This is a genomic window from Kribbella sp. NPDC020701, assembly GCF_055562215.1.
In genome coordinates this window covers 101,204-123,335 of record NZ_JBVHFT010000022.1, presented here as the reverse complement: position 1 = coordinate 123,335, position 22,132 = coordinate 101,204, and the positions used below count along the sequence as shown (strand labels likewise).

At 68.1% G+C, this 22,132-nt stretch carries 21 protein-coding genes; 7 read left to right on the top strand and 14 right to left on the bottom strand.

Features of this window, described 5'->3' with window-relative positions; genetic code table 11:
• The 3 genes from ACZ3HV_RS38610 to ACZ3HV_RS38600 form a co-directional block, all read right to left on the bottom strand.
• Window positions 1-863, bottom strand: an 863-nt coding sequence (locus tag ACZ3HV_RS38610) for an Acg family FMN-binding oxidoreductase (RefSeq protein WP_465692055.1), incomplete at its 3' end; no start/stop codon positions are given.
• 147 nt (window positions 864-1,010) lie between these two features.
• Window positions 1,011-1,595, bottom strand: coding sequence for a CBS domain-containing protein (locus tag ACZ3HV_RS38605; protein ID WP_465692053.1), 585 nt, complete (start codon window positions 1,593-1,595; stop codon window positions 1,011-1,013).
• Window positions 1,596-1,928: 333 nt separating this feature from the next.
• A complete protein-coding gene (locus ACZ3HV_RS38600) occupies window positions 1,929-2,402 on the bottom strand; it encodes a CBS domain-containing protein (RefSeq protein WP_465692051.1) in 474 nt (157 codons plus the stop codon).
• A 226-nt stretch (window positions 2,403-2,628) separates the two neighbouring features.
• On the opposite strand from ACZ3HV_RS38600, the gene ACZ3HV_RS38595 reads away from it, so the two are divergent.
• The gene (locus tag ACZ3HV_RS38595; RefSeq protein ID WP_465692049.1) at window positions 2,629-3,519 is read left to right on the top strand and encodes a universal stress protein; all 891 of its coding nucleotides are present in this window, start codon (window positions 2,629-2,631) and stop codon (window positions 3,517-3,519) included.
• Between the two features lie 9 nt (window positions 3,520-3,528).
• On the opposite strand, the gene ACZ3HV_RS38590 is transcribed toward ACZ3HV_RS38595, so the two are convergent.
• A complete protein-coding gene (locus tag ACZ3HV_RS38590) occupies window positions 3,529-5,457 on the bottom strand; it encodes a serine hydrolase domain-containing protein (RefSeq protein WP_465692047.1) in 1,929 nt (642 codons plus the stop codon).
• Between the two features lie 400 nt (window positions 5,458-5,857).
• Between ACZ3HV_RS38590 and ACZ3HV_RS38585 the strand changes: the two genes are divergently transcribed.
• On the top strand, window positions 5,858-6,256 hold the full coding sequence (locus ACZ3HV_RS38585; protein WP_465692045.1) for a nuclear transport factor 2 family protein: 399 nt from the start codon (window positions 5,858-5,860) through the stop codon (window positions 6,254-6,256).
• A 72-nt stretch (window positions 6,257-6,328) separates the two neighbouring features.
• On the opposite strand, the gene ACZ3HV_RS38580 is transcribed toward ACZ3HV_RS38585, so the two are convergent.
• Window positions 6,329-6,844: a MarR family winged helix-turn-helix transcriptional regulator gene (locus ACZ3HV_RS38580; RefSeq protein ID WP_465692043.1), complete on the bottom strand. Its 516-nt coding sequence runs from the start codon at window positions 6,842-6,844 to the stop codon at window positions 6,329-6,331.
• A gap of 91 nt (window positions 6,845-6,935) precedes the next feature.
• Here ACZ3HV_RS38580 and ACZ3HV_RS38575 point away from each other — a divergent pair, with 91 nt between their 5' ends.
• Window positions 6,936-8,405 carry an MFS transporter gene (locus ACZ3HV_RS38575; protein ID WP_465692041.1) on the top strand — a complete coding sequence of 490 codons (1,470 nt, stop codon included), beginning with the start codon at window positions 6,936-6,938 and terminating at the stop codon, window positions 8,403-8,405.
• A gap of 105 nt (window positions 8,406-8,510) precedes the next feature.
• On the opposite strand, the gene ACZ3HV_RS38570 is transcribed toward ACZ3HV_RS38575, so the two are convergent.
• The 4 genes from ACZ3HV_RS38570 to ACZ3HV_RS38555 form a co-directional block, all read right to left on the bottom strand.
• Window positions 8,511-8,774, bottom strand: a complete 264-nt coding sequence (locus ACZ3HV_RS38570) for a hypothetical protein (protein WP_465692039.1) — start codon at window positions 8,772-8,774, stop codon at window positions 8,511-8,513.
• 175 nt (window positions 8,775-8,949) lie between these two features.
• Window positions 8,950-9,246: a hypothetical protein gene (locus tag ACZ3HV_RS38565; RefSeq protein ID WP_465692037.1), complete on the bottom strand. Its 297-nt coding sequence runs from the start codon at window positions 9,244-9,246 to the stop codon at window positions 8,950-8,952.
• A gap of 146 nt (window positions 9,247-9,392) precedes the next feature.
• On the bottom strand, window positions 9,393-9,920 hold the full coding sequence (locus ACZ3HV_RS38560; RefSeq protein WP_465692035.1) for a hypothetical protein: 528 nt from the start codon (window positions 9,918-9,920) through the stop codon (window positions 9,393-9,395).
• Entirely contained in the window at window positions 9,896-10,291 is a 396-nt protein-coding gene (locus tag ACZ3HV_RS38555; protein ID WP_465692033.1) for an extracellular solute-binding protein, read from the bottom strand. The genes ACZ3HV_RS38560 and ACZ3HV_RS38555 overlap by 25 nt, the downstream gene beginning before the upstream one ends.
• Window positions 10,292-10,409: 118 nt before the next feature.
• Here ACZ3HV_RS38555 and ACZ3HV_RS38550 point away from each other — a divergent pair, with 118 nt between their 5' ends.
• Together ACZ3HV_RS38550 and ACZ3HV_RS38545 are read left to right on the top strand one after the other, a co-directional pair.
• On the top strand, window positions 10,410-11,378 hold the full coding sequence (locus tag ACZ3HV_RS38550; RefSeq protein WP_465692031.1) for a ring-cleaving dioxygenase: 969 nt from the start codon (window positions 10,410-10,412) through the stop codon (window positions 11,376-11,378).
• Window positions 11,375-12,010: an alpha/beta hydrolase gene (locus tag ACZ3HV_RS38545; RefSeq protein ID WP_465692029.1), complete on the top strand. Its 636-nt coding sequence runs from the start codon at window positions 11,375-11,377 to the stop codon at window positions 12,008-12,010. The genes ACZ3HV_RS38550 and ACZ3HV_RS38545 overlap by 4 nt, the downstream gene beginning before the upstream one ends.
• Window position 12,011: 1 nt before the next feature.
• Here the strand turns inward: ACZ3HV_RS38545 and ACZ3HV_RS38540 are convergent, their stop codons facing one another.
• The gene (locus ACZ3HV_RS38540) at window positions 12,012-12,707 is read right to left on the bottom strand and encodes an alpha/beta fold hydrolase (RefSeq protein WP_465692027.1); all 696 of its coding nucleotides are present in this window, start codon (window positions 12,705-12,707) and stop codon (window positions 12,012-12,014) included.
• 132 nt (window positions 12,708-12,839) lie between these two features.
• Here ACZ3HV_RS38540 and ACZ3HV_RS38535 point away from each other — a divergent pair, with 132 nt between their 5' ends.
• Window positions 12,840-15,617 carry a helix-turn-helix transcriptional regulator gene (locus ACZ3HV_RS38535; RefSeq protein WP_465692025.1) on the top strand — a complete coding sequence of 926 codons (2,778 nt, stop codon included), beginning with the start codon at window positions 12,840-12,842 and terminating at the stop codon, window positions 15,615-15,617.
• Window positions 15,618-15,656: 39 nt separating this feature from the next.
• On the opposite strand, the gene ACZ3HV_RS38530 is transcribed toward ACZ3HV_RS38535, so the two are convergent.
• Genes ACZ3HV_RS38530 through ACZ3HV_RS38515 form a run of 4 tightly spaced genes read right to left on the bottom strand, consistent with a single transcriptional unit; the run spans window position 15,657 to window position 20,816 of the window.
• The gene (locus tag ACZ3HV_RS38530) at window positions 15,657-16,829 is read right to left on the bottom strand and encodes an acyl-CoA dehydrogenase family protein (RefSeq protein ID WP_465692023.1); all 1,173 of its coding nucleotides are present in this window, start codon (window positions 16,827-16,829) and stop codon (window positions 15,657-15,659) included.
• A gap of 9 nt (window positions 16,830-16,838) precedes the next feature.
• Complete coding sequence (phaZ, locus tag ACZ3HV_RS38525) at window positions 16,839-17,618, bottom strand: poly(3-hydroxyalkanoate) depolymerase (RefSeq protein WP_465692058.1); 780 nt, start codon at window positions 17,616-17,618, stop codon at window positions 16,839-16,841.
• A gap of 7 nt (window positions 17,619-17,625) precedes the next feature.
• A complete protein-coding gene (locus ACZ3HV_RS38520; protein ID WP_465692021.1) occupies window positions 17,626-19,314 on the bottom strand; it encodes a PHA/PHB synthase family protein in 1,689 nt (562 codons plus the stop codon).
• A complete protein-coding gene (locus tag ACZ3HV_RS38515; protein ID WP_465692019.1) occupies window positions 19,311-20,816 on the bottom strand; it encodes a long-chain-fatty-acid--CoA ligase in 1,506 nt (501 codons plus the stop codon). Before ACZ3HV_RS38515 ends, ACZ3HV_RS38520 begins: the two co-directional genes overlap by 4 nt.
• 138 nt (window positions 20,817-20,954) lie before the next feature.
• On the opposite strand from ACZ3HV_RS38515, the gene ACZ3HV_RS38510 reads away from it, so the two are divergent.
• Window positions 20,955-22,127, top strand: coding sequence for a PucR family transcriptional regulator (locus ACZ3HV_RS38510; protein ID WP_465692017.1), 1,173 nt, complete (start codon window positions 20,955-20,957; stop codon window positions 22,125-22,127).
• The last annotated feature ends 5 nt before the right edge of the window (window positions 22,128-22,132 follow it).

Below are 22,132 nucleotides of genomic sequence, written 5' to 3'. Positions count from 1 at the left end.
ATCAGGTGCCGGACCTCGGCCCGCAGCGCCGGGTGCTCCAGCGCTTGGTTGAGGAAGGAGGCGGCCAGCACCGAGGAAGTTGCTGTCAGCAACACTCTCTCCAACGCCTGGCCGGCCTGCGCCCATGCGCGCTCGTCTTCGTCCGCGGTGCCGAGCACAGCGATCCGCGGTTGTCGTTCGAACACCGCGTGCTCGCGTCCGGGTACGGCGAACCCGGCCGCCAGGTCGCGGACCATGGCCGGACCGGTTGGCGCCGGCCCGAGGGCAGGGCCGGGTATGCCGTCGTACTGGCGCTTGCCGCCGATCCATCGCCCACGCTCGTGCAGGCGGTCCTCGTCGTGCAGGTCGAGGTCGTCGGCCCTCCGCAGGAGCTGTCCGAGCTTCCGGGTGGTGTGCTCGTTCAACCAGTGCAGCTCGGCATTTTCGACCTCTGCGGCCCGGGTCAATGCGCTGATCACCGTCAGCGGGATGGCCTGGTCGAGCAGCGGGCCGCGATAGGTGTGCCGGCGCGAGATCTCGCCGAACAGGCAGGACAGCTCGGTCGCCGGGCTACCGCGATCGGACAGGTAGATCCGGGCGACCACCTCCGGTTCGGCCGGGTCGGGGGAGGCGGCGAACGTCGACTCGTGCCCGAGCATCGCGGCGGCAACGCGGAGATTGAAGGCCGCCGCGCCCAGACCGATCCTGATCGCACGGCCGGCCGGGTCGGCGGCCGGCAGGACCAGGTCCTCGTCGAGCCGGACGTCGATCACGGGTCCGGCGACCTCGAACCGCCAGGGCTGAGTGTTGCCCATGGACGGGGCGTACATCGCGGCGGTGAGCAGAATGCCCACCTCGTCGCGGGTCAGGGCTGGAGCGTTCACGGGGGTGCCCTCCTTCGCTGGTCATCTCGAGCACAAGGCAAGCGGCGGGCGGTCGGCAGGGGCCGACAGTCCCGAACCAGGCGGGACCGCCGGCAGTTGAACGTCGGTCATCGCGTAATCGCCTGTTCGGTCGCGAGGTTCATCATGTCAGCGGCTGAGGACAGCAATGACGCCGCGGACGGAACCGGCCAGGACGCGGGCGATGTTGCGCTCGCTCGGGTCGACTGGGCCGGTCACTGTGACGACACCGTCGTGGACGTCGACCTGCCAGTCCGGGTTCTCGGCCCGGATGACTTCTTGAACCTCGGCGCGGATCCGGTCGTCACGGCCGGCGAGCAGGTGGACGACGTCGCTGCGGCTGATCATGCCGATGACGCGGGTGTGATCCAGCACCGGCAGGCTCTTCATCATCGTCGACGACATCAGGTCGATCGCGACGTCCAACTCGTCGTCGGCGTGGACGGTGACCACCAGGTGGCTCATCACGTCGGCGATCCGGCGTGGTGGTGTGTCGGTGGTTGTCCGGACGGCCGCCTTCGGCGCGCGGTCGTCCAGGGGTGCGGCGTCCTGGACGAGGTCGGCCTCGCTGACGATGCCGAGGAGTACGCCGGTTGCGTCGACGACCGGCATGGCGGTGATCTTCCGATCGTCGAGGAGCCGGAGTGCCACGCCAACCGATGTCTCCGCCGTCACGGTGACCACGGGTGCGCTCATCAGGTCCCGGATCAACATCGTCATCACCTCGTTCTGCCGATGGTTCCGGCGTCCGTCGCGCGGAACTCGTGGTACGCGTCGTCAGGGTCTCGGTCCGCGTCTACCTCCACGATGTCCTGGCGGCGAAGGTGATCCCAGAGACGAAGGTCCCAGCCGGCACGGGACCTCTGTGGCTCCTCTGCCGAACGTGTGGGTGATGTGTGCGGCTGCTCGGAGGATGTGCAGATCGACAGGAGGTGTCGGTCCAGGACTCGTCGTCACGCGAAGTGTTCAGGCGTGAGACCGGCCGTCCGGGCCGGAACAGGGCCGACACTTCCTGTCGCTGTGCACGCGAGCACCCACCCATCGAACTCAGCGGTGGCGGCGGGTGCGTCGTACTGGGTCCGCAGCTGTCCCGGCGGAGGTCTCGAGCTCGCAGCCGCGGGGGGACTCGGGGAGCTTCCGGACCATGTCCTCGGAGCCGACCGTTCCGACCACTCGATCGTTCTCGACGACCGGCAGGTGCTCCAGCGTCGTCGACCGCAGGAGGGCGATCGCTGGTTCGATCTTGTCGTCAGGACTCACGGTGACGACGTGGTGCGTCAGGGCGTGGCCGACCTTGCGGGATGGCGACGTACCGGAGACGCGTCCGGCCGGGACCCGGTCGGCCAGAACCGCGTCCTGAAGGAGCTCTGTCTCGCTGATGATTCCGATCAGAGCCCCGCGGTCGTCGACGACGGGAACCGAACTGATCTGCTCCTCGTGCATCAACCGCAGAACCGACCCGGTCGACGACCGCGTTGTCACGGTCACTGCCGGGGTGGTCATGACGTCCCGGATCAGCATCGTTCTCACCTCTGTTCGACTCTCGGCTCGCTCTGCCTACAGCGTCCAGTCGGTCAACCGAGCCGTGCAGGGCCGGAAGACCCGTAACGACCGGGATCTCCTGCTACCGGGCTGCCGATCTGCGAGGTCGCCATGCGTCTTTGGTCCCGAGTCGGCGGGCAATCCGGCCCTGGTTACGGCCGGACGGCGAGACGAGGGTGGACGCACCGGCAGTGAGGAACTGGTCATGACAGAGAAGATCTCGATCGCCGTAGGTGTGGACGACAGTTGGTCCGACAACGGTGCCGTCGACTGGGCGCTGCACGAGTCAGCACTCAGCGCTGCCTCGATACGGGTGCTGCACGTGGTCGGCGAACGGCCTCCGACGGGACTCTTCCTCGACGGTCGTGGCGCCGCCGAGGCGGGCAAACAGCTGGTAGCCAATGTCCGCGAGTACCTGGACCACCATGACGGCGCGGGGCTGCACACGGCCGTGTTGCTGTCCGGTGTGCCGTCGCACATTCTGGCGCGATCCACCGGGAACGACCGGATGCTCGTGGTCGGGCGGCACGGACGTGGCATCGTAGGCCGGCTGCTGATCGGCTCCACAGCGGAAGCCGTCGTGTACGAGGCCTCGACGCCGGTGGTCGTCGTACCGCCGAAGTGGAGTCCGGGCGACCGGGTGGCTCCGATCGTGGTTGGGGTGGACGAACTCGAGCGTTGCGAGGCAGCGGTCGACTTCGCGGTCGGCCTCGCCGCGGAGCGCCAGGCTCCGGTTCGCCTGGTGCACGTCTGGGACGCCCCGGCGATGCTCACCGGCGACGAGGCCGCTGCCGCGAGCGCTGTCGAAACCAGGCATCGCTACTATGCGGACCGGCTGGATGCGGCGGTGGAGCGGTGCCGCGACAGATACCCCGGCGTCACGTTCGAGGCAGAACTCACGCGCGGTCACCCGGTCGCCGGATTGACCGATGCTGCTCGCGACGCAGACGCCCAGCTGCTGGTAGTCGGCGGCCGCACTCACCGGCGGATGATGGCGCTCCTGCTGGGCGGCACGGCCCGCGGCATCCTGCAGCACGCCAAGGGTCCGACAGCGATCGTCCACCAACCAGGAACGCACCCCTCCAGTCCTAGGTGAACTGATCAGTCACGTGAGGCCCCAGCCGATCAGGTGCCAAGTGGCGAGCTGGGCGATCACGGCGACTGAGGCAACGGCAAGTACTGCGTAGTGGAGTTTGAGCGCACTCGACCACCAGCGGAGTACCCACCCCGCGGTCATGAGGACAAGCGTGGACACGCTCAGAACGGCCAGCGCTAGCGGCAAGTGCAACGCCAGGCGCTGCGCCAAGGAGATGTCGAGCCAGCCGAGGAAGCCGGAATCCACGAGTCCAGGCATCCACGCAAGCAGGGCCACGTTGGCGATCGTCGCCATCGCTGTGGCGACCCAGGTAAGGGCGACGATCCGACGCAGGCCGGCGGGCCGCTCGCCTGAAGCCGAGCGCGACCGGTGGCGATGTACCTCACGAGCTGCGGCAGTGACGAGCCATGCGGCTGCAAGGAGGGCGGCGGTCCCGAGAACGGCCCATTGCCACAGAGCGGGGCCTTCTGCCACTCGAACGAGCCTGAGACCTTGCCATCTCGGGACAGGGCCTTGCAGGTCGAGCGTCTCGCCGTTGTCCGCGAGGAAGACGCCGGGTGTGACTTCGACGAGGTGGTGGCGGACGAGCGACTCCGTGTCGTCGACGTCAAAGTATGGGACGCCTCCGTCGACGACGAACCGTCCCAGCGGACCTGTCGGCGCGAGCACGCCCCACTCGGGCGCCCGGTACGGACCGGCGTAGCCCGACCAGCGGGTCGCCTCATCACCTGTCGTGGCCATGGCGGCGTTGGCAACCAGTTTCGTCATCCCGGCCGGGGGTTCGAATCGGCTCGGATCGACCACCGGCGGCCGCGACGGCAGCGCGAGCAGCCGGTCGCGATACACGCCCGGCTCCGTCACCAGGTCACCGAGAATCGACAACGCGAGATCTCCCTGGAGCTGGTGATCTTGGGAGTTGGTCACGATGGCGATCCCGATCCGGACCTGCGGCAGCCACCACAGATCGGAGAGGAAGCCGAAGCCACCGCCGCCGTGGGTGAACAGATCGGGTCGTTGGTCCCAGCGATTCCACTGCGTGCGCATGACGCCGAGCGCGTAGCCGGCCGGTGCTCCGGCACTGGGTGCCGGGACGGTGCGTAACTCCTCCATGGACGTCGGATCGAGGACAGCGCGACCGTCGATGGAGCCGTCGGTCAGCTCGAAGCGAAGGAAGCGGGCGAGGTCGGCGGCACTGGTGTACAGGCCGCCGGCCGCCGTCATCGGCACGTCGACCGGGATCTCGGGGAAGGGGTAAGCATGTCCCACCGCGCGATCCGCGGTCGACCGGATCACCGTCCGATCGAACGTGCTGTGGTCCATGCCCAGCGGACCGAGCAGCGAGTCGTGCATCTCCTCTGCGAACGGCTTGTTCTCGACTCGCTCCAGGATGTAGCCGGCGAGGTCGATTCCCAGGTTCGAGTACGCGTATCCGCTGCCGACCGGGAAGCGCAGCCAGGTGTCGGAGATGCTGCGGACGTGCGAGCCGAAGTCGCCGGGATCGAGCTCGTTGTTGTTGCCCACCGGGGCCTCGTGGGTGAAGCCGGCGGTGTGGCTCAGGAGCATCCGGAGCGTGATCTTCCGCTCGGGATGCTCCTCGAACGCACTGTGGACAGTGAACCCGGGAAGGTACGTCGTGATCGGCTCATCGAGATCCAGTCGACCGGCCGCGACCGCCTGCATGACGGCCGTAGCCGTGAAGGTCTTCGACATCGACTGGACGCTGAAGATCGTGTCAGCGGACACCGGACCACCGCCCTCAGGGTCCCGGTAGCCGAAGCCCTCGAGCCACAGCGCCCGATCGCCGTCCACGAGCGCGACCGCCAGACCCGGTACTCCCTGCTCGGCCATGAGCTGAGGGATCCGCTCTCGGTAGCGGTCGATGACCGTCGCCGCCACATCGGGCGTCGAGGCCGGTGGCGCCGTTCGGAGAGGAACCATCGGCGCGGCGGACCCGAGAAGGAGGCCTGCAGCAACGGTCCCTCTCACGACCCTACCCAGCCAGCATGACGCCCGGCTGACGGCGTTCGCGCTCATGTCGCCCACCAACGTGCTCGTCCGATGCCGCACCTTCCACCTCGAGCATCATCCGCCGCGGACGTGGAGCGGCAGAGTCCGAAGTCCCTAAGCGCGGGCGGCGATCGGCCGGAGGATCCGATCCGCCGAAGCATCGCGGCGGTGACCGTTGGCGGGCACGCAGAGTCGCCGCGGGCGACGGCCCGCGCCGTTGTGACGACGTCGCGATGCAGGCCCGGCGCGACATCCGTGCGCTCGTCGCGCGTCCGGATGTCGAGCCGAATAGGGATGCGTGTCGATGACGGCCGTGTCATCGTCGGGTTCCATGACAGCCAAGGAGTTCCACGACGGTGCAGACGGGTCCGACGATCCGCAGGTGGCGGAGGCCGTCGCTGCGGAGCAGGAGTCGCTGAGCCTGGAGTGCCGTGCCGACCCAGCTCGCCTGCGGAGGTTGCTGGCCCCGGACTTCCATGAGTTCGGGGCATCGGGGGGTGAGATCGAGTTCGAGGGCACGGCAGAGCTCGTCGCGGCCGGCACCGACCCGCACGGTGAACCGATCCGCTTCCACGACATGCGCGGCTACCGGTTGGGCGACGGGCTGGTGATGGTCAAATACACGTCTGACAACGGTGAGCGGCGTTCCAACAGGACCTCGCTTTGGCGTCGGGTCGCTCCGGGACATTGGCAGATGTTCCACCATCAAGGAACACCAACCCAGCAATAGGATTCGCCATGCTGCGATCCCCGCGCGACTGTCGCAGACCACGCGGCGTACGAGCGTCACGGCGTGGGCCGGCTAGGCCGGTGGGTGGTGGGAAGGGGATTGAGGGCGGGTCTTGACCAGGCCGTCTCTGATGGTGGTGAGCAGCGTGAGGGCGGCGTCGAGGTGGGTGTTGTCGTCGCCGGCTGCCTCGCGGACGGCGGTCGCCCACTCGTGCCGTACCAGGGTGGAGTTGGTCCGGCCGTGTTCTGTTGGGCTGACGGTGACGCCGCGGCCGTCGGCCGGGCTGGTCTGGCGCTGGATCATGCCCTTGTGCTCGAGGCCGCGCAGCGTCGTCGAGAGGTTGGTGCGCTGGAGTCCGGTGGCGGTGGCGATCTGGCTGGGGGCGGCTGCTGCTTGGTCCTGGAGCAGGTAGCGCATCACCATGCCTTCGGACTGGGTCAGGCCGACCGCCTCCGCGTCGGCGTAGCCGCGGTACTGGATCTCCCGGCTGATCACCAACGCGAGGTCGGCGAGGTCGGCCCAGCGCTCTTCGTCGGCTGATCTGCGGGCCTGCCGGGAGCCGTGGCGCGGTGATGGGTCCTTCGTCACATCGCCAGCCTAGTTGATTGTCTGCCGATAGTTATGAGCACATACTAATTATGTCTAGATAGTTATCAACTCATAGCTACTTGGAGCATCAATGGCCTTCACCCTCTCCGCGCGGCAGGCTGGGCGTCGCTCGCCGCGAGCGGTTGCGCTGTCCGGCGGGTTGCACCCCGTCGGCGTGTTCTTCCTGCTCGCCGGTGCGTTCCTGCCGATCATGGATTTCTTCATCACCAACGTCGCGCTGCCGAGCATCGACGTCTCCCTGCACGCCTCGGCGTCCGAGCTGGAGCTGGTGATCGCCGGGTACGGCGTCGCGTACGCCGCTCTGCTGGTCCTCGGCGGCCGGCTCGGCGACCGTCTCGGCCGTCGCCGCGTCTTCCTCGGCGCACTCGTCGGGTTCATCGTGGCTTCGGCGGTGTGTGGTTTCGCGCCGACCGTCGGCGTACTGATCGCCGCCCGCATCGTGCAGGGCGCGACCGCTGCGCTCTTGGTGCCTCAGGTACTCGCGACCTTCCATCACACGCTCGAACATGAACGCAAGGCACGAGCCCTTGCCCTGTACGGTGCGACGTCCGGTATCGCGGCCGTGGTTGGTCAGTTGGTTGGCGGCTTGCTCGTCAGCGCGGACATCGCCGGGGCATCGTGGCGGCCGATCTTCTTGGTCAACGTGCCGATCGGCCTGGTGGTGCTGGCCGTCGCGGCCCGCATCGTGCCCAACACCCGTTCGGATCACCCGGTAGGCGTCGACCTGCCCGGCACCGCGCTGTTCGCCGCCACACTGACCGCCGTACTGGTCCCACTCACCGAGGGTCACTCGCTGGGGTGGCCGTGGTGGACCTGGGCGATGATCGCCCTCGCGGTTGTCCTCGGCGCCGTCACTTTCGTGGTGGAGCGGCGGGCCGAGCAGCGTGGTCAGATCCCGCTGCTGCCGCCGTCGCTGCTCAGGCTGCCGTCGATGTCGCGCGGTCTGGTGATGGTGTTCGCATTCAGCATCGGCTTCGGCGCATTCATGTTCGTCTTCGCCCTGACCACCCAGGATGGCCTGCACGAGGATGCACTTCACGGCGGCTTGGCGATCCTGCCCATGGCGGTGCTGTTCTTCCTCGGGTCCCTGTTCGCGCCAAAGGCGATCCGACGCTTCGGGCGGGCGGCTCTGTCGGTCGGCGCAGTCATCCAGCTCGCCGGCCTCACGTCACTGGTCGCCGTCGTGGTCGACCGTTGGCCCCACGTCCACCTGTGGGACCTGGCGGTCCCGCTCGCGCTGGCCGGGGCCGGGCAATCGATGCTGTTCGCCGGCCTGTTCCGCAGTGTGCTGGCCGACGTACCGACACATCTCGGCGGGGTCGGCAGCGGCGTACTGATCACTCTGCAGCAGAGCGGCCTGGCTCTCGGCGTCGCCACCCTCGGCACGCTCTACCTCGCTCGTGCGCAGCACAGCATCCCGCATGCCTTCGCCACCGTCGAAGTCGTGCAGATGGTCATCATCGCCCTGCTCGCCGTCGGTGCCGCCGCATTGCCCCGGTTCACCAAGTCGGCCGCGGATGCGCCCGTACTCGACGCCTGACCGGATCAACATTCTGCCTCTGGGCATCGCCGTCGTTGTCGCTGTCTTCGCCCTCATCCGGATGCCCGCCTACACCTGCACTGAGCGTGCCTGCCCAGCTGACGGTCAGAAGATGTAGAAGCCGGTGATGGCGGTCGGGAGGATGCCGGCGATCAGCCAGAGCGAGAGCGGGGAACGCCGGAAGATGGCGAGTACGCCGGCGACGGTGAGGAGGCCGATGACGCCGGACATGGCCCACAGGCCGACGCCTTTGCCGAAGTCCGCCTTGGCGGAGCCGATGGCGTAGACCGCGAGAGTAATGGCGGGGACGCTGCCCACGTGGAGGAGGATGACGGACGCGACCCATCGCTGGACGGTCTCGATGTTCATCGGGCGAGGGGTTCTGCGGTGCCTTCGCTTCCCGCCCGGCACGGTTTCAGTGGGGCTGCTCACGACTACGATAGTATCCGAATGATTAGTGCCCTAACTATCTCCAGGGCTGTGACGTCCGGCACTGTTCATCAGGACCTTGCGCAGCCGCCGGCCCGCAGTAGCCGCCTCGTCGTCAGGCCGGCCGCGGCTGCCGGCCGGGGATCTGGTTGCGTTGGGTGAAGCTCGCCGCCCAGTGCCCGATGTCGAACAACGCGGCCAGCCCGATCCAGAACCAGTCGAATCCGTCCAGTCCCCCGGGCACCCAGAGCAACAGATAGATCAGGGTCGTGAAGGGCAGGAAGATGATGCCCAGCAGCGGCCAGATCCAGGTACTGAACGCCGCGTCGACCCGTTCCGGTCGTGCGACCCACACGATCAACACGCCGAGCCGCGGAAACACCCCGGCGAACAATGCGAACAGGCAGCCCATTTGGTCCCCCCTGATGATCAGTGCTTACCGACGGCGGTCGACGCGTCGCGCCGTACGGCGGGCAGTCCGATGCCGCCCGGGTCGAGCGGGCTGATGAAGCCGTCTGCGCCGCCGAACCATCCTCATCACCGGCCCGTCCGGCGGCATCACCCCCGACGGATGATTCGGCTCTTCACGACTCTGGGTGTGGCCTCAATGGCAGACAGGTGATCTGCCCTCGTCTGTTCCGGCAAGATTCTGCTGAGCTGACATGAACCTTCGCACGTGACGCCGGGCCAGATGGAGGTCGGGATGGGGTATTTGCCCTTCAGGAGTGGCTGGACGACCGGCATCCACAGCCCCTTCTTGAAGAGGTCGCTGTTGCTGCCGTCCACGCTGTAGGCGTAGAGCTCGATCGCCTCCTCCGGGTGCTTGGTGCTTGCCGACATGACCCGGCAGCTGCCGGCCTCCTGGGTGATCGGTTCCTGATAGGAGGGCAGGACGCCGATGCCGTACTTGAGATCGCTCTCTCCCATGTCGAGCAGGGTCCATTGACCGTCGATCGCCATCGCGACTCGCTTGGTCTGCAGCTGGACCGTGGTGGTCGGTGCGTTGGCGGTGTCGCCGCCACCGAGCTGGGCCGGGCTGGGTGCCACGCGGTGCTTGTCGATCAGGTCCTGCAGGTCCTGGAACACCTTGACGCATTCGGGGCTGTTGAGCGTGTACTTGGTGCCCGACTCTCCGTCACGTCGCCACCGTTGCTGCGGATCAGCGGATACCAGGTCCACTGTGTCGACAACGGAGCCGAGATGCCGAACTGGCGGATGCGATCGGGTTTGAAGCCCGGGTCGCTCGGCCGCTTGCCGCTCTGGTCAAGGGTCAGGGCGGTCGCGACTTCGAGCAGGCGATCCCACGACCAGGCTTTGCCGGCCACCGCCGGCGGGGTCATCGAGTCGTCCGTGAACAAGTCCTTGTTGTACCAGAGCAGACTGATCTCGCTGGCCGCGGGAGTTCCGGCGACCTTCTTGTCGCCGTACCAGAAGAAGTTCTGCGGCCGAGCCTTCACCTCAATCACCTTCCAAGCCCCAGATTGGTGTTGTTGGTACGTGGTGGTGGGGGACGTGCGGTCGTAGTGTCGGGGAGGGGCGGGGCGATGCCGTCCTCGGGCTGGGAGGTGATGGGCGATGGTTGACTCGGTTGCGCCGCATGGGTTGCATCACGTGACTGCTATTGCGGAGGATCCGCAGCGGAACGTGGACTTTTACACCACGGTGCTGGGGTTGCGGCTGGTGAAGCGGACGGTCAACTTCGATGCTCCGGATACCTATCACCTGTACTACGGGGATGCGTCGGGTCGGCCGTCGACTCTGCTGACGTTCTTTCCGTGGCCGGGAGCGCCGAACGGCGTGCAGGGGACCGGCTTGACCACAGCAACCGCTTTCAGTGTCCCGCCGGAGTCTCTCGGCTGGTGGCAGCAGCGGCTGCAGACACTTGGGGTCGACGCGGACGAGCCGGTCGCTAGCTCCGACGAGGAGGTCTTGAGGCTGCGCGATCCCGACGGCTTGGTGATCGAGTTGGTCGCGTCCGACGGCGACAGCCGGTCCGGTTGGGACGGTGTTGCGGCCATACCGTTCGATAACGCGATCCGGGGGCTCTTCTCGGTCACCATGACGGAGCAGCTGCTCGATCCGACGGCCGAGATGCTCGCAGGCATGCTGGGGATGCAGCACGGCCAGGACACCACCGATGGGTCACGGTTCGTGATGTCCGGCGGAGCCGAGGGTACGGCGGTGGATGTCCGGCCCAGCAACGTGTCTCGCGGAGTCCAGGCGGCCGGAACGGTCCACCACATCGCGTTCCGGGCACCCGATGGCGAGACCCAGGCGAAGTGGCGGATGGAATTGATCGAGGCCGGCGTACAGGTCACCGAGATCCTCGACCGGCAGTACTTCACCTCGATCTACTTTCGTGAACCGGGCGGGGTGCTGCTGGAGATCGCGACCGACCAGCCAGGCTTCACCGTGGATGAACCGCTGCTGGAACTCGGCCAGCACCTGAAGCTTCCGCCCTGGCTCGAACCGAACCGAGAGCAGATCCAAGCCACGTTGCCGGCCTTGCGCGTACCACCGCAGCCGGACAAAGCCGACTCATGAGCGACGACCCGCTGCAGCGGCCGCACGTCTGGCAGCCGGGCTCGTCCGCGCCGCCGCTGCTGTTACTGCATGGCACGGGAGGCGACGAGCACGACCTCCTTGTACTGCGGCAGCACCTGGCGCCCGACGCACCCGTGCTGTCTCCGCGGGGGACCGTGTCGGAGCAGGGGATGGCACGGTTCTTCCGCAGGCTCAGCGAGGGCGTGTTCGACGAGGACGACATTCGGCTGCGCGCCGACGAGCTGGCCGCCTTCCTCACCGCCGCAGAGCAGAAGTACGACGTGGCCGCCGGCTCGTGGCTCGCGGTCGGCTTCTCCAACGGCGCCAACATGGCCTCCGCGCTGCTCCTCCGCCACCCCGAGTCGCTCGCCGGAGCCGTACTGCTGGCCGCGATGGTCCCCTTCGGGCAGGACGAGCCCAGGGACCACGCGCTCGCCGGCAAGCGGGTGCTCATCGTCAACGGCGACAGCGACCCGATGGCCACGCCCGAACAGACCAGCAGACTGACCGAGCAACTCCGCCGTCGAGATGCCGACGTCGAGCTGCTGCCGTTCTCAGGCGGCCACACCATCGACCCTGGCCAACTTCCCCACATCAAGAAGTTCATCGACGCGGGCCGCCCGAGCGGCTAGCTCAGGTGAGGGACTCGATCGCGGAGTGGATGAGGTCGGCGACCGCTTGGGGCTGGGAGACGTAGACCGAGTGGCTGCCGGGGACCTCGCGGACCGTTGCGCCGGTGCGCTGGGCCATCTGGCGCTGGGCCGGCGGTGGGATCATCCGGTCGTCGGCGGCGACCAGGTACCAGCTCGGCTTGGAGCGCCAGCCGGGTTCGGTGACGGTGCCGTCGAGAGCGTTGACACCCCACGGGACCTGGGAGTCGGCCATGAAGGCTGCCTCGTCGGCGGGCAGGTCGCCGGCGAACGAGTCGTGGAACTTGTCGCGGTCCAGATACAGGTAGCCGTCGCGAGGCGGCAGGATCGGCGGAACCGGTGCGCCGGGCGCCGGGTTGGCGATCAGGGTGTTGACGGACTCGCCCTTGTCCGGAGCAAACGCCGCGATGTAGACGAGCCCCGCGACGCGCGGGTCGCTGCCGGTCTCGGTGACGACGACGCCGCCGTACGAATGTCCGACCAGGATCGCCGGGCCGTCGAGTTCGTCGAGCACCTGCATGGTCGCGGCCACGTCGCCTTCGAGTGACATGGTCGGGTTCTGTACGACGGCCACCCGGTGTCCCTGGGCTCGGAGACGATCGTACACACCTCGCCAGCCGGAGCCGTCGACGAAGCCGCCGTGGATGAGTAGGACGGTCGGCTGTGTCGTTGCGGTCATTGCTTCCTCCTCGAAATATTGGGTACGGCGGCGACGCTACGGATGGGATCGCTCTCATCGCAGCAGGGGAAACCCTCGATCGGGTCCGGCCCGACCCTCGATCGACGGGGCAGGGTGCCGGATGATGACCTGGTGGACGAGGTATCGGCGGCTGCCTACGGGCTGTACGGTCGCGAGGACGCCGTACGGGTCATTGGCGACCTCTTGGAACACGGTGGCAGCGTGGTCGCGATCGGCGAGCCGGGTGTCGGCAAGAGCAGTCTGCTGAAGGTCGCGGATCAGCTGGCGCAGCGCCGGGGGCGGAGGGTGCTGTCCGTCACGCCGACGCAGTTCGACCTCGGGTTGCCGTTCGCGGGACTGGCCGAGCTGGTGAGTCAGTGTCCGGAGTCAGCGGAGGATCGGCTGCCGGCGCCGCAGCGCCGCGCCCTGGCCGTTGCTCTGCAGCGCACGGAACCCGATGACCGCGAGGTCGACGCCTTGGCGGTGCCGTTGGCGATCCGGACCCTCCTGACCCAGCTGTGCGAGGCCGAGCCGATCCTGCTCGTGATCGACGATCTGCAGTGGCTCGATCAGGCGAGCGTCGGCAGCCTTGGGTTCGCGCTGCGGAACACCGACTCGCGTCGATTGAGTGTCCTCATCGCATCGCGACCCGATCCGGACTCCGGAGGCGACCTGATCCGGTCCTTGGTGGAGCCGCGCCGGGAGCTCATCCTCGGTGCCTTGCCGGAGTGGGCGATCGGTCAGTTGCTGCGCAAGCGTCTTGGGCCGCGATGGACTCCGCCGATGAGCGCCGGAGTGGCCAGGGCGAGCGGAGGGAACCCGTTCCTCGCCCTGATGATCGCGCAGGCCATGCAGTCCGATGTTTCGAAATGGCGGTGGAGCGCGCAGCAGGGCCACGATCCGATCTTCCCGGTCCCACCGAGCCTCACCGGACTTCTCTGCGAGAAGGTCGGACTGCTTCCGCAGGGCGCTCGCGACGTTCTGCTGCTGGTGTCCGCGGCGGGACGGCTCACAGTGACGCAGTTGCAGCGGTTCGTCGAGGAGACTCGGCTTCGGTCGGCCCTCGAAGCCGCCGGTGATGCTGACGTGGCGAAGGTCGGTGCGGGGTCGGTGGTCGCGTTCACGCACCCGCTGCTGGCCTCGGCCATGTACGACGTTGCCACGCCGGAAGAACGACGTCGTGCGCACCGGGTCCTTGCCGAAAAACTCGAGGATCCGGTCGAGCGCGCACGCCATCGCTCCACGTCGATCACCGCTCCCGACGAGATGGTGGCGAGTGAGCTGGAACGGGCCGCCGAGACCTCCCGGAGCCGTGGCGCACTGCAGTTGGCCGGTGAACTGCTGGAAGGCGCCGCTCTGGCAACCCCTTCCGATGTGGACACGGCCATCGGCTTTGCTCGCTGGCTCCGGGCCGTGGACACCTACACCGGTGCCGGCGACCCCTTGGCCGCACGTGCTGCCCTGGACAAGGGGTCGGCTTTGGCCGACGAGCCGCAGCAGCAAGCCCAAGTGCTGGTACGGCGTGCTCGGCTGGCCGACGACCTGACTGGGGCTCGAGTGCTCGCCGAGCAGGCGTTCCGGATGACGCCGCCTGGCAGTGAGAGCCGCGCCGAGATCCTGCAGGAACTCAGCGAGTACCACCGCATGGAAGGCCACGGCAGGCTCGCGCTGCGGCTGGACCAGATGGCCGTCCGCGAGGCGGCTGCGGTGAACCGTCCGGATATTCAGATCGTCGCGTTGAACCAGCTGCAAGGCGTCCAGCGGCTCTGGGGGATCGGAGATCCCGAGGAGACGTTGAGCGAGATCGACCGACTGGTCGAGTCTTCTTCACTGGAGCTGTCCCCGGCGGAGTGGGCCTGGGCTCACGGCTTTCATGCGCCCTGGAACGACGAGACCGCCGAGAGACGCACCCGCGACGGCATCGTGCGGACCATTGACGGCGGGCGATACGGAGAACTGTCGGGCCTCTTCATTTGTCTGATTCTGAACCTCATCCGCGCCTCCAAGGTTCGTGACGCCCGGGCGGCCCTGGACGAGGCGGATCGCATGGGCGCCTGGGTGAGCGGCTTTGGCCGCCAAGAAGCCATGGCTCGGGTTCTGGTCACGGAGTACGCGGGAGAGTTGGACGAGGCTCGTGTGTTGGCGCAGGCGGCGGCCGATCAAGCGAGAGCGAGCGGGCTGGTCTACTGGCTGGGTGGCTTCCTGGCACAGCTTGGGTTCATCGAGACTTCTGCCGGGGACTGGCGAGCGGCCCTCGTGCCGTTGCGTGAGCTCGCGCAGATCTTCGCGAGTACCAAGCTGGTCGACCTGGAGCAACTGCTGTGGCCGGTCGACTACGCCGACGCGGCTTTGCAGGTCGGCGCACTGGACGAGGTTGCGACGGCCATCTCCTTGCTCCGACGTCAGGCGGCGGCCGGCCGGCCCGAAGCGGCGGTCGCGGCGGACCGTTGCCAGGCACTGTTGAGTGCCGCTCGCGGGGAGATCGACAACGCGTTGTCCGAGCTTCGCAAACTCGTTGATCGGAAGGGATCCGAGTGCCCGTTCGAAGCGGCCCGGACCCGGCTGGCGCTGGGACAGGTCTGTCGTCGTGCCGGGTACCGAAGCATGGCCGACGAGCATCTGACCACGGCCGCAGAAGCCTTCGACGAGCTGGGCGTACCGCGATGGGCGGAGCGTGCCCGCCTTGAAGCCGGCCGGATCGGCCTGCAACCCACAACGAAGTTGCTCACAGCAACAGAATGCCGCGTCGCCGAGCTCGTCGCCGCCGGCCGCTCGAACCAGGAGACCGCCGCGGAACTCTTCATGTCCGTCAAGACCGTGGAAGCCAACCTGACCCGGATCTACCGCAAACTCTCGGTCCGATCCCGCACGGAACTGGCCAACAACCTGAAGAGCTCCGACTCGCCATGATGAGCGGTCACAGTGCTGGACTGCCACGTCGGCTGCACTTCAGACGAACGCCGATTGGCCGGTGATGGAGCGGCCGACGATGAGGGTGTTCATCTCGCGGGTGCCTTCGTAGGAGTAGATGGCTTCGGCGTCGGCGACGTAGCGGGCCACGTTGTGTTCGAGGAGGATGCCGTTGCCGCCGAGGAGTTCGCGTGCGTAGCCGACGGTTTCCCGCATGCGGACGGTGCAGAAGGCTTTGGCGAGCGAGGCGTGTTCGTCGTACGCGAGACCGGCGTCCTGCAACTGGGAGAGACGGGTGCAGAGGGTTGCGGACGCGGTGGTGTTGGCGAGCATCCGGACGAGCAGGTCCTGGACGAGCTGGAACGACGCGATCGGCCGGCCGAACTGCTCGCGCTCACCTGCGTAGGCAAGCGCATGACGGTAGGCGCCGCGCGCGCATCCGACCGCCATCCACGCGACACCGGCGCGGGTCATCAGCAAGACTTTGGCGGTGTCGCGGAAGGACTGAGCGCCCGCGAGGCGGTTCGTCTCCGGCACCCGTACGCCGTCCAGCGTGATGAGCGCGTTCTGTACGACGCGCAGCGCCATCTTGTCCTCGAGCTTCGTGGCCGTGAATCCCGGTGTGTCCTTCTCGACCACGAAGCCCTTCACCTGTCCGTCCTCGACGTCACGGGCCCAGATCACCGTGAGGTCGGCGAAGGTCGCGTTGCCGATCCACTTCTTCTGCCCGTCCAGCACCCACGTGTCGCCCTCGCGCCGGGCGGTGGTCTGGAGACCGCGTGAGGCGCCGGATCCGACCCCGGGCTCGGTGAGGCCGAACGCGCCGATCTTCTCCAGCCGGGCCATCGCCGGCAGCCAGCGTTCCTTCTGCTCCTCGGAGCCGCACAGATAGATCGATCCCATCGAGAGCCCGCTGTGTACGCCGAAGAACGTGGCGATCGACGGGTCCGCCGTACTGAGCTCCATCGAGATCAGGCCGTCGAGCAGGAAGCTCCGACCCGGGCAGCTGTACCCGGTGTACGGCGTACCGGCGATCCCCAGGTCACGCAGCGCCGGGACGAGTTCGAACGGGAACGCGGCCCGGTTCCAGTAGTCGTTGATGATCGGCGCCACCTGTTTGTCGCCGAACTCGCGGACGGCATGAAGGAGCTCGCGATCGTGGTTGTCCAGTAGCAGTTCGAGGCCGTAGAAGTCGATCGGGTCGGTGGTCATGGTTCCTCCTCAGCGGGATAGGAATCGGGTGATGACGGGCACCAGCGCGGGTGCCTCGGTGACGAGCTCGACGTGCCCGCCGCGGTAGATGTGCAACTCGGCGTGCGGGATCAGCCGGGCGAGGATCCGGCCGTTGACCACTGGGATGATCGGGTCGTCGTCGCCGGTCAGTACGAGCGTCGGCTGCCGGATCAGGCCGAGGAACGGCAGGCTGGTCCAGCAGGCCCCGGCCGCGAGTTGGTACAGGTAGCCGCGCAGCGATCCGGCCCGCACCTGGTTCTCGAAGACCGCCCGGATCTCCCCAGCGTGCTTCCGGGCGCTGCCGCCGTAGATGGCGCCGGCGATTCCTGCGGCGTACTCGGGATCGCCGAAGCGCCGCGGTGTGAGCATCCGCAGCAGCGTGCTCGGCCGTCCGGGCACCATCAGGATGCCCGTGCCGGTGCTCACCAGGACCAGGCGCCGGACCCGCCGCGGGTGCTGGACCGCGAGTTGCTGCGCGAGCGCGCCACCCCACGACAGTCCCAGTACGTCGACCTCGTCGTACCCGAGCTGCGACAGCATCCGGTCGACCATCCGGGCGAGTCGGGGGATGCCGTCCGGGAGCAGCCCGGTCTGCGAGCCGCCGACGCCGGGGACGTCGAACCGGATCACCGTCCGGTCCAGCGCGTCGACCACCGGCTGCAGCACTTCGAAGCCGGCGCCGATCCCGCAGCACAGCAGCAGCGGAGTACGTCGTACGTCCCCAGGGCGTACGTCGTACCGGATCCGTCTCCCGGCGGCGGTCAGCATCTCCACGTCACGTCTCCCGGACATAGCTGCCGGGCGCGGGTTCGAGCGGCTCCAGCCCGCCACCGCCGAGGCTCTCGGGCGCGGCCTTCGTCCGACCGCTCCGCCTGCCCAGCCAGTCGGCGTAGTCGGGCCACCACGACCCTTGCCGTGTCATTGCCGTCCGCAACCATTCGTCCGGATCCGGTGGGTTGGCCTCGTTGAGCTGGTACGTCGCCTTCGGATTGCCGGGCGGATTCACCATGGACGCGATGTGCCCGGCCGTGGACAACACGAACCGGCTCTCCCCGCCGAGCAACTGGGTACTGCGATAGCAGGCCTGCCAAGGGCAGATGTGATCGGAGATGCCGGCGATCACGTACGACGGGGTGCCGATCTTCCCGAGGTCGATCGCGGACCCGAGCATGGTCGCCTGACCCGGCTGGGTCAGCGCGTTCGTCATCGCCAGCTCGACGAAGCCGCGGTGCAGCGCAGCGGTCATCCGGGTGGTGTCGGCGTTCCAGAACAGCACGTCGAACGCCGCCGGTGGCCGTCCCTGCAGGTAGTTGTTGACCCAGTAACTCCAGACCAGATCGGTCGGGCGCAACCAGGCGAATACCTCGGCGAGCGCCCGGCCGTCCAGGTATCCCTTGGAGGCGGACGAGGCGACGGCCGCGGCGGCCACCCGCTCGTCGAGCGCGGCCGATGCGAATCCGGCGTGCGTCTGGTCGAGCACCGAGACCGCGAGGGTGAACCCGGCGACGCGGTCGAGTACACCGCGATCGGCGAGCTGACCGAGCAGCATCGAGGCCAGGATCCCGCCGGAGCAGGTGGCGAACAGCTGCGTGCTGTCGGTACGGCAGATTCGCTGGACGGCGTCCATCGCGTCGATGATTGCCTGGCCATAGGTGTCGATATCCCAGTCGCGGTGCCGGGCGTCCGGGTTCCGCCACGAGATGGTGAACACCTGCTGGCCCTGCTGGACGAAGTACTCGACCATGCTCCGGCCCGGCGCGAGGTCGACGACGTAGTACTTGTTGATCACCGGCGGCACGATCAGCAGCGGCACGGCGCGGACCTTCGGGGTCTGCGGGGCGTACTGGATCAGCTCCAGGACCTCGTTGCGGAACACGACCGCGCCAGCGGTCGCGGCGACCGTCTTGCCGACCTCGAACGCCGTCGGCTCGACCATGCTCGGGACGCGCGGTGCCGTGGCCAGGTCGCGGACCAGGTTGCGGGTTCCGGCGACCGAGCTCAGGCCGGCGGTGTCGATCATCGCCTTCCAGGCCACCGGGTTGACCAGCGGGTTGTTGCTCGGAGCAAGTGCTTCGACGAGGTTGTCGACAACGAAGCCCATCCGTTGCCGGTCCCGCCACTCCAGTTGCGCGTCCGCGGTCAGCGCGCCGGCGGTCTCGGCCGCGGCCAGGTAGGCCTGCACGATCCGGCGCAGCACCGGGTTGTGGGTCCACGCGGGGTCGGCAAACCGGCGGTCGCGGCGGGAAGGTGCCCGGTCGGAGTGGCCGATCGCGATCCGGCCGAGCTCGCCGGCCAGGTCTGTGGCGCGCCCGGCGACCGTGCGCGGCCGGCGAGCCAGTCCGGTCGTCATTCGGGCCCAGGAGGCGTTCGGCAGGAACCGGCGCAGCGGGCTGACGGCGGCACTGGTGAGCAGCAGGTCGAGCGCGGCGGCGAGCTCGTCGGCGTGCGCGTTGTGGGTGCTCATCGGAGGACTCCGTCCGGTACGACGACGTCGCGGCGCTGGATCTTGCCGGTCGGCCCCTTCGGCAGATTGTCGACAATCCACACCGCGCGCGGATACTTGTACGCCGCGATCCGGGTCTTGATGAAGTCCCGCAGTTCCTCGGGGGTCGCCGTCGTACCGGGCTTGAGGGCGACGGCGGCGCCGATCTCCTCGCCGAGGGACGCGTGCGGGATGCCGACCACGGCCGCCTCGGCGACCGCCGGGTGCTCGTAGAGGACCTCCTCGACCTCGCGGGGATAGACGTTGTACCCGCCACGGATGAGCAGGTCCTTCTTCCGGTCGACGATGAAGAAGTAGCCGTCCTCGTCCTGTCGCGCCAGGTCGCCGGTGCTCAGCCACCCGTCGGCGTCGACCGTGGCGGCGGTGGCGTCAGGCTTGTTCCAGTAGCCCTTCATCACGTTGTGCCCACCGATCTGGACCTCGCCGATCTCACCGGTCGGCAGCGGCTGCCCAGTGTCGTCGACGACCCGCATCCGCACGCCCTCGATCGGCGTACCGATCGACCCGGGCTTGCGGACCGCGTCCGGATGGTTGAACGAGGCGACCGGAGACGTCTCGGACAGCCCGTAGCCCTCCAGGATGATGCAGCCGAACGCGTCCTCGAAGGCGCGCAGCACCTCGACCGGAAGGGCCGCCCCGCCGGACACGCAGGTGCGCAGCGTGCTCACGTCGTACTTCTCGCGCTCGGGTACGCCGAGCATGGCGGCGTACATCGTCGGCACGCCCTCGTACACCGTGACGCCGTCGCGGGCGATCACCTCGAGCGCCTTCGCCGGGGCGTAGCGGGGGATGAGGGTCAGTGTCGCGCCGCTGGCGATCGCGGTGTTGAGTCCGCAGGTCAATCCGAACACATGGAAGAGCGGCAGGCATCCCATGACCACGTCGTCCGGGCCGATCCGGAACAGCGTCCGGGCGCTGACCGCCTGGTTGGTGTTGAGGCCGGCATGGGTCAGCTCGGCGCCCTTCGGCCGGCCGGTGGTGCCGGAGGTGTAGAGGATGACCGCCGTGTCGGAACCGTCCTTGCTGACCGGATCGGCGATCGGTTCGCGGGTCGAGATCAGAGCGCGGAACTCGTCCGGTGACACCGTCACCAGCTCGGCGCCCGCGGCCTTGGCGCCGGCTTCGGCTTCGGCGGCCACCTCGTGCCAGGCGAACAGCACCTTGGCGCCCGAGTCGGCGAGGTAGTACTCGACCTCGCGCCGCTTCAGCAGCGGATTCATCGGTACGGCGATCCCGCCGGCCAGGAGTGTTCCGTAGAACACGATCGCGAACTCGGGGATGTTCGGCAGCATCAGGCCGACCCGGTCACCGGACTGCACGCCGTACTCGCGGAGCAGGCTCACGATGCGGGCTGCGGCGTCACCGAGTTCGGCATAGCGCAGGACGTCGTCGTCCAGCCGGATTGCGGGGTGGTCCGGGTACATGGCCGCGGACTCGGTCAGGTTCAGGCTGAGATTCGTCATGGCGTCGCTCCGGGGATGGTTCGGGGGGATCTGACTCCACGATCCGTCCGGGTCCGGCCCGCGTCGATGGTCCGCAGGCCAACGTGGCGGGCGCGCGAGTGTGCCCGTGAACAACGGCCCGGGGCTTATGCTCCGAGGGTGAGCACGGAGCGCGCCAGCTCGGAGATCGAGGATCTTGTCGCCCGGCTCCGGGGCCGGGCCGGCGAATTCATCGAGGCCATGGCGGCCCAGATCGAGAGCGAGATCGACTTCTACCGCACCGGTGGTCTCGTACCGCCGGCCGCGTTGCGGGCGTCCTGCGGGGCGAACTTCGACTTCATGCTCGAATCACTGGTCGGCGACCGCTCCGACCCGGTGTCCGCCCGCGAGACCGGGCGGCTGCGGGCGGAGCAGGGTGCACCGCTGGCGGACGTGATGGCGGCGTACCGGGTCGGCACGCGCTATCTCTGGGACGCGGTGCTTACCGAGGCTCATTCCGCTGGGATCACCGACCAGGCCCTGGTGCGCGCATCGAGCCGGCTGTGGCAGATGCAGTCGTCCTACACCGACGCGATGACGGATGCCTATCGCGACGTGCAGTCCCGGCGGATGCTGGAGCAGGACCAGCAGCGCTCGGCGTTGGTCGAAGCGTTGCTCGAGGGCCGCGTGAGCGGCGGCGGCACGTTGTGGGAGGCGGCCGAGCTGTTGCGGCTGCCGCACAAGGGACCGTTCGTGGTCGTTGCCGCGGAGGTGCCCGAGGTCGGTCGGCAGGCACTGACCGCGGTGGAGGAGCGGCTGCGGTCTGTGGGTCTCGCGTCTGCCTGGCGACTGTTGCCCGAGCTGCAGATCGGCGTGGTGGGCGTGCCGCCCAGGCGTCTCGCCGTACTGATCGACCTGCTGCGCCAGTCCGCGACCGGTCGCGTCGGCGTCAGTCCGCCGTACGACGAACTCGACGGGACCGGGCAGGCGGTGCGGTTCGCGCGGGTCGCGTTGTCGGGTTCGACGCCGGACTCTCCGGTGGCGCTGTTCGACGAGTCACCGTTGACGATGGCGGCGGTCGCGGCACCGGACGTGATGCAGTACTTCGTCCGGAAGGTGCTCGGTGGGCTCGATGACCTACCGATCGACGACCGGGAGGTTCTGCTCGAGACCCTGGCGGTCTGGTCGACGCATCACGGCTCCGCCACCGAGACCGGCGAGCAGCTCTACTGTCACCCGAACACCGTCCGCCATCGTCTGCGCCGCATCGAGGAACGCACCGGGCGCTCGCTGAGCGATCCACAGTCGGTCGCCGAACTCCTCCTCGCCCTGGAAGCTTCCCGCCACGCTTAGCTCAC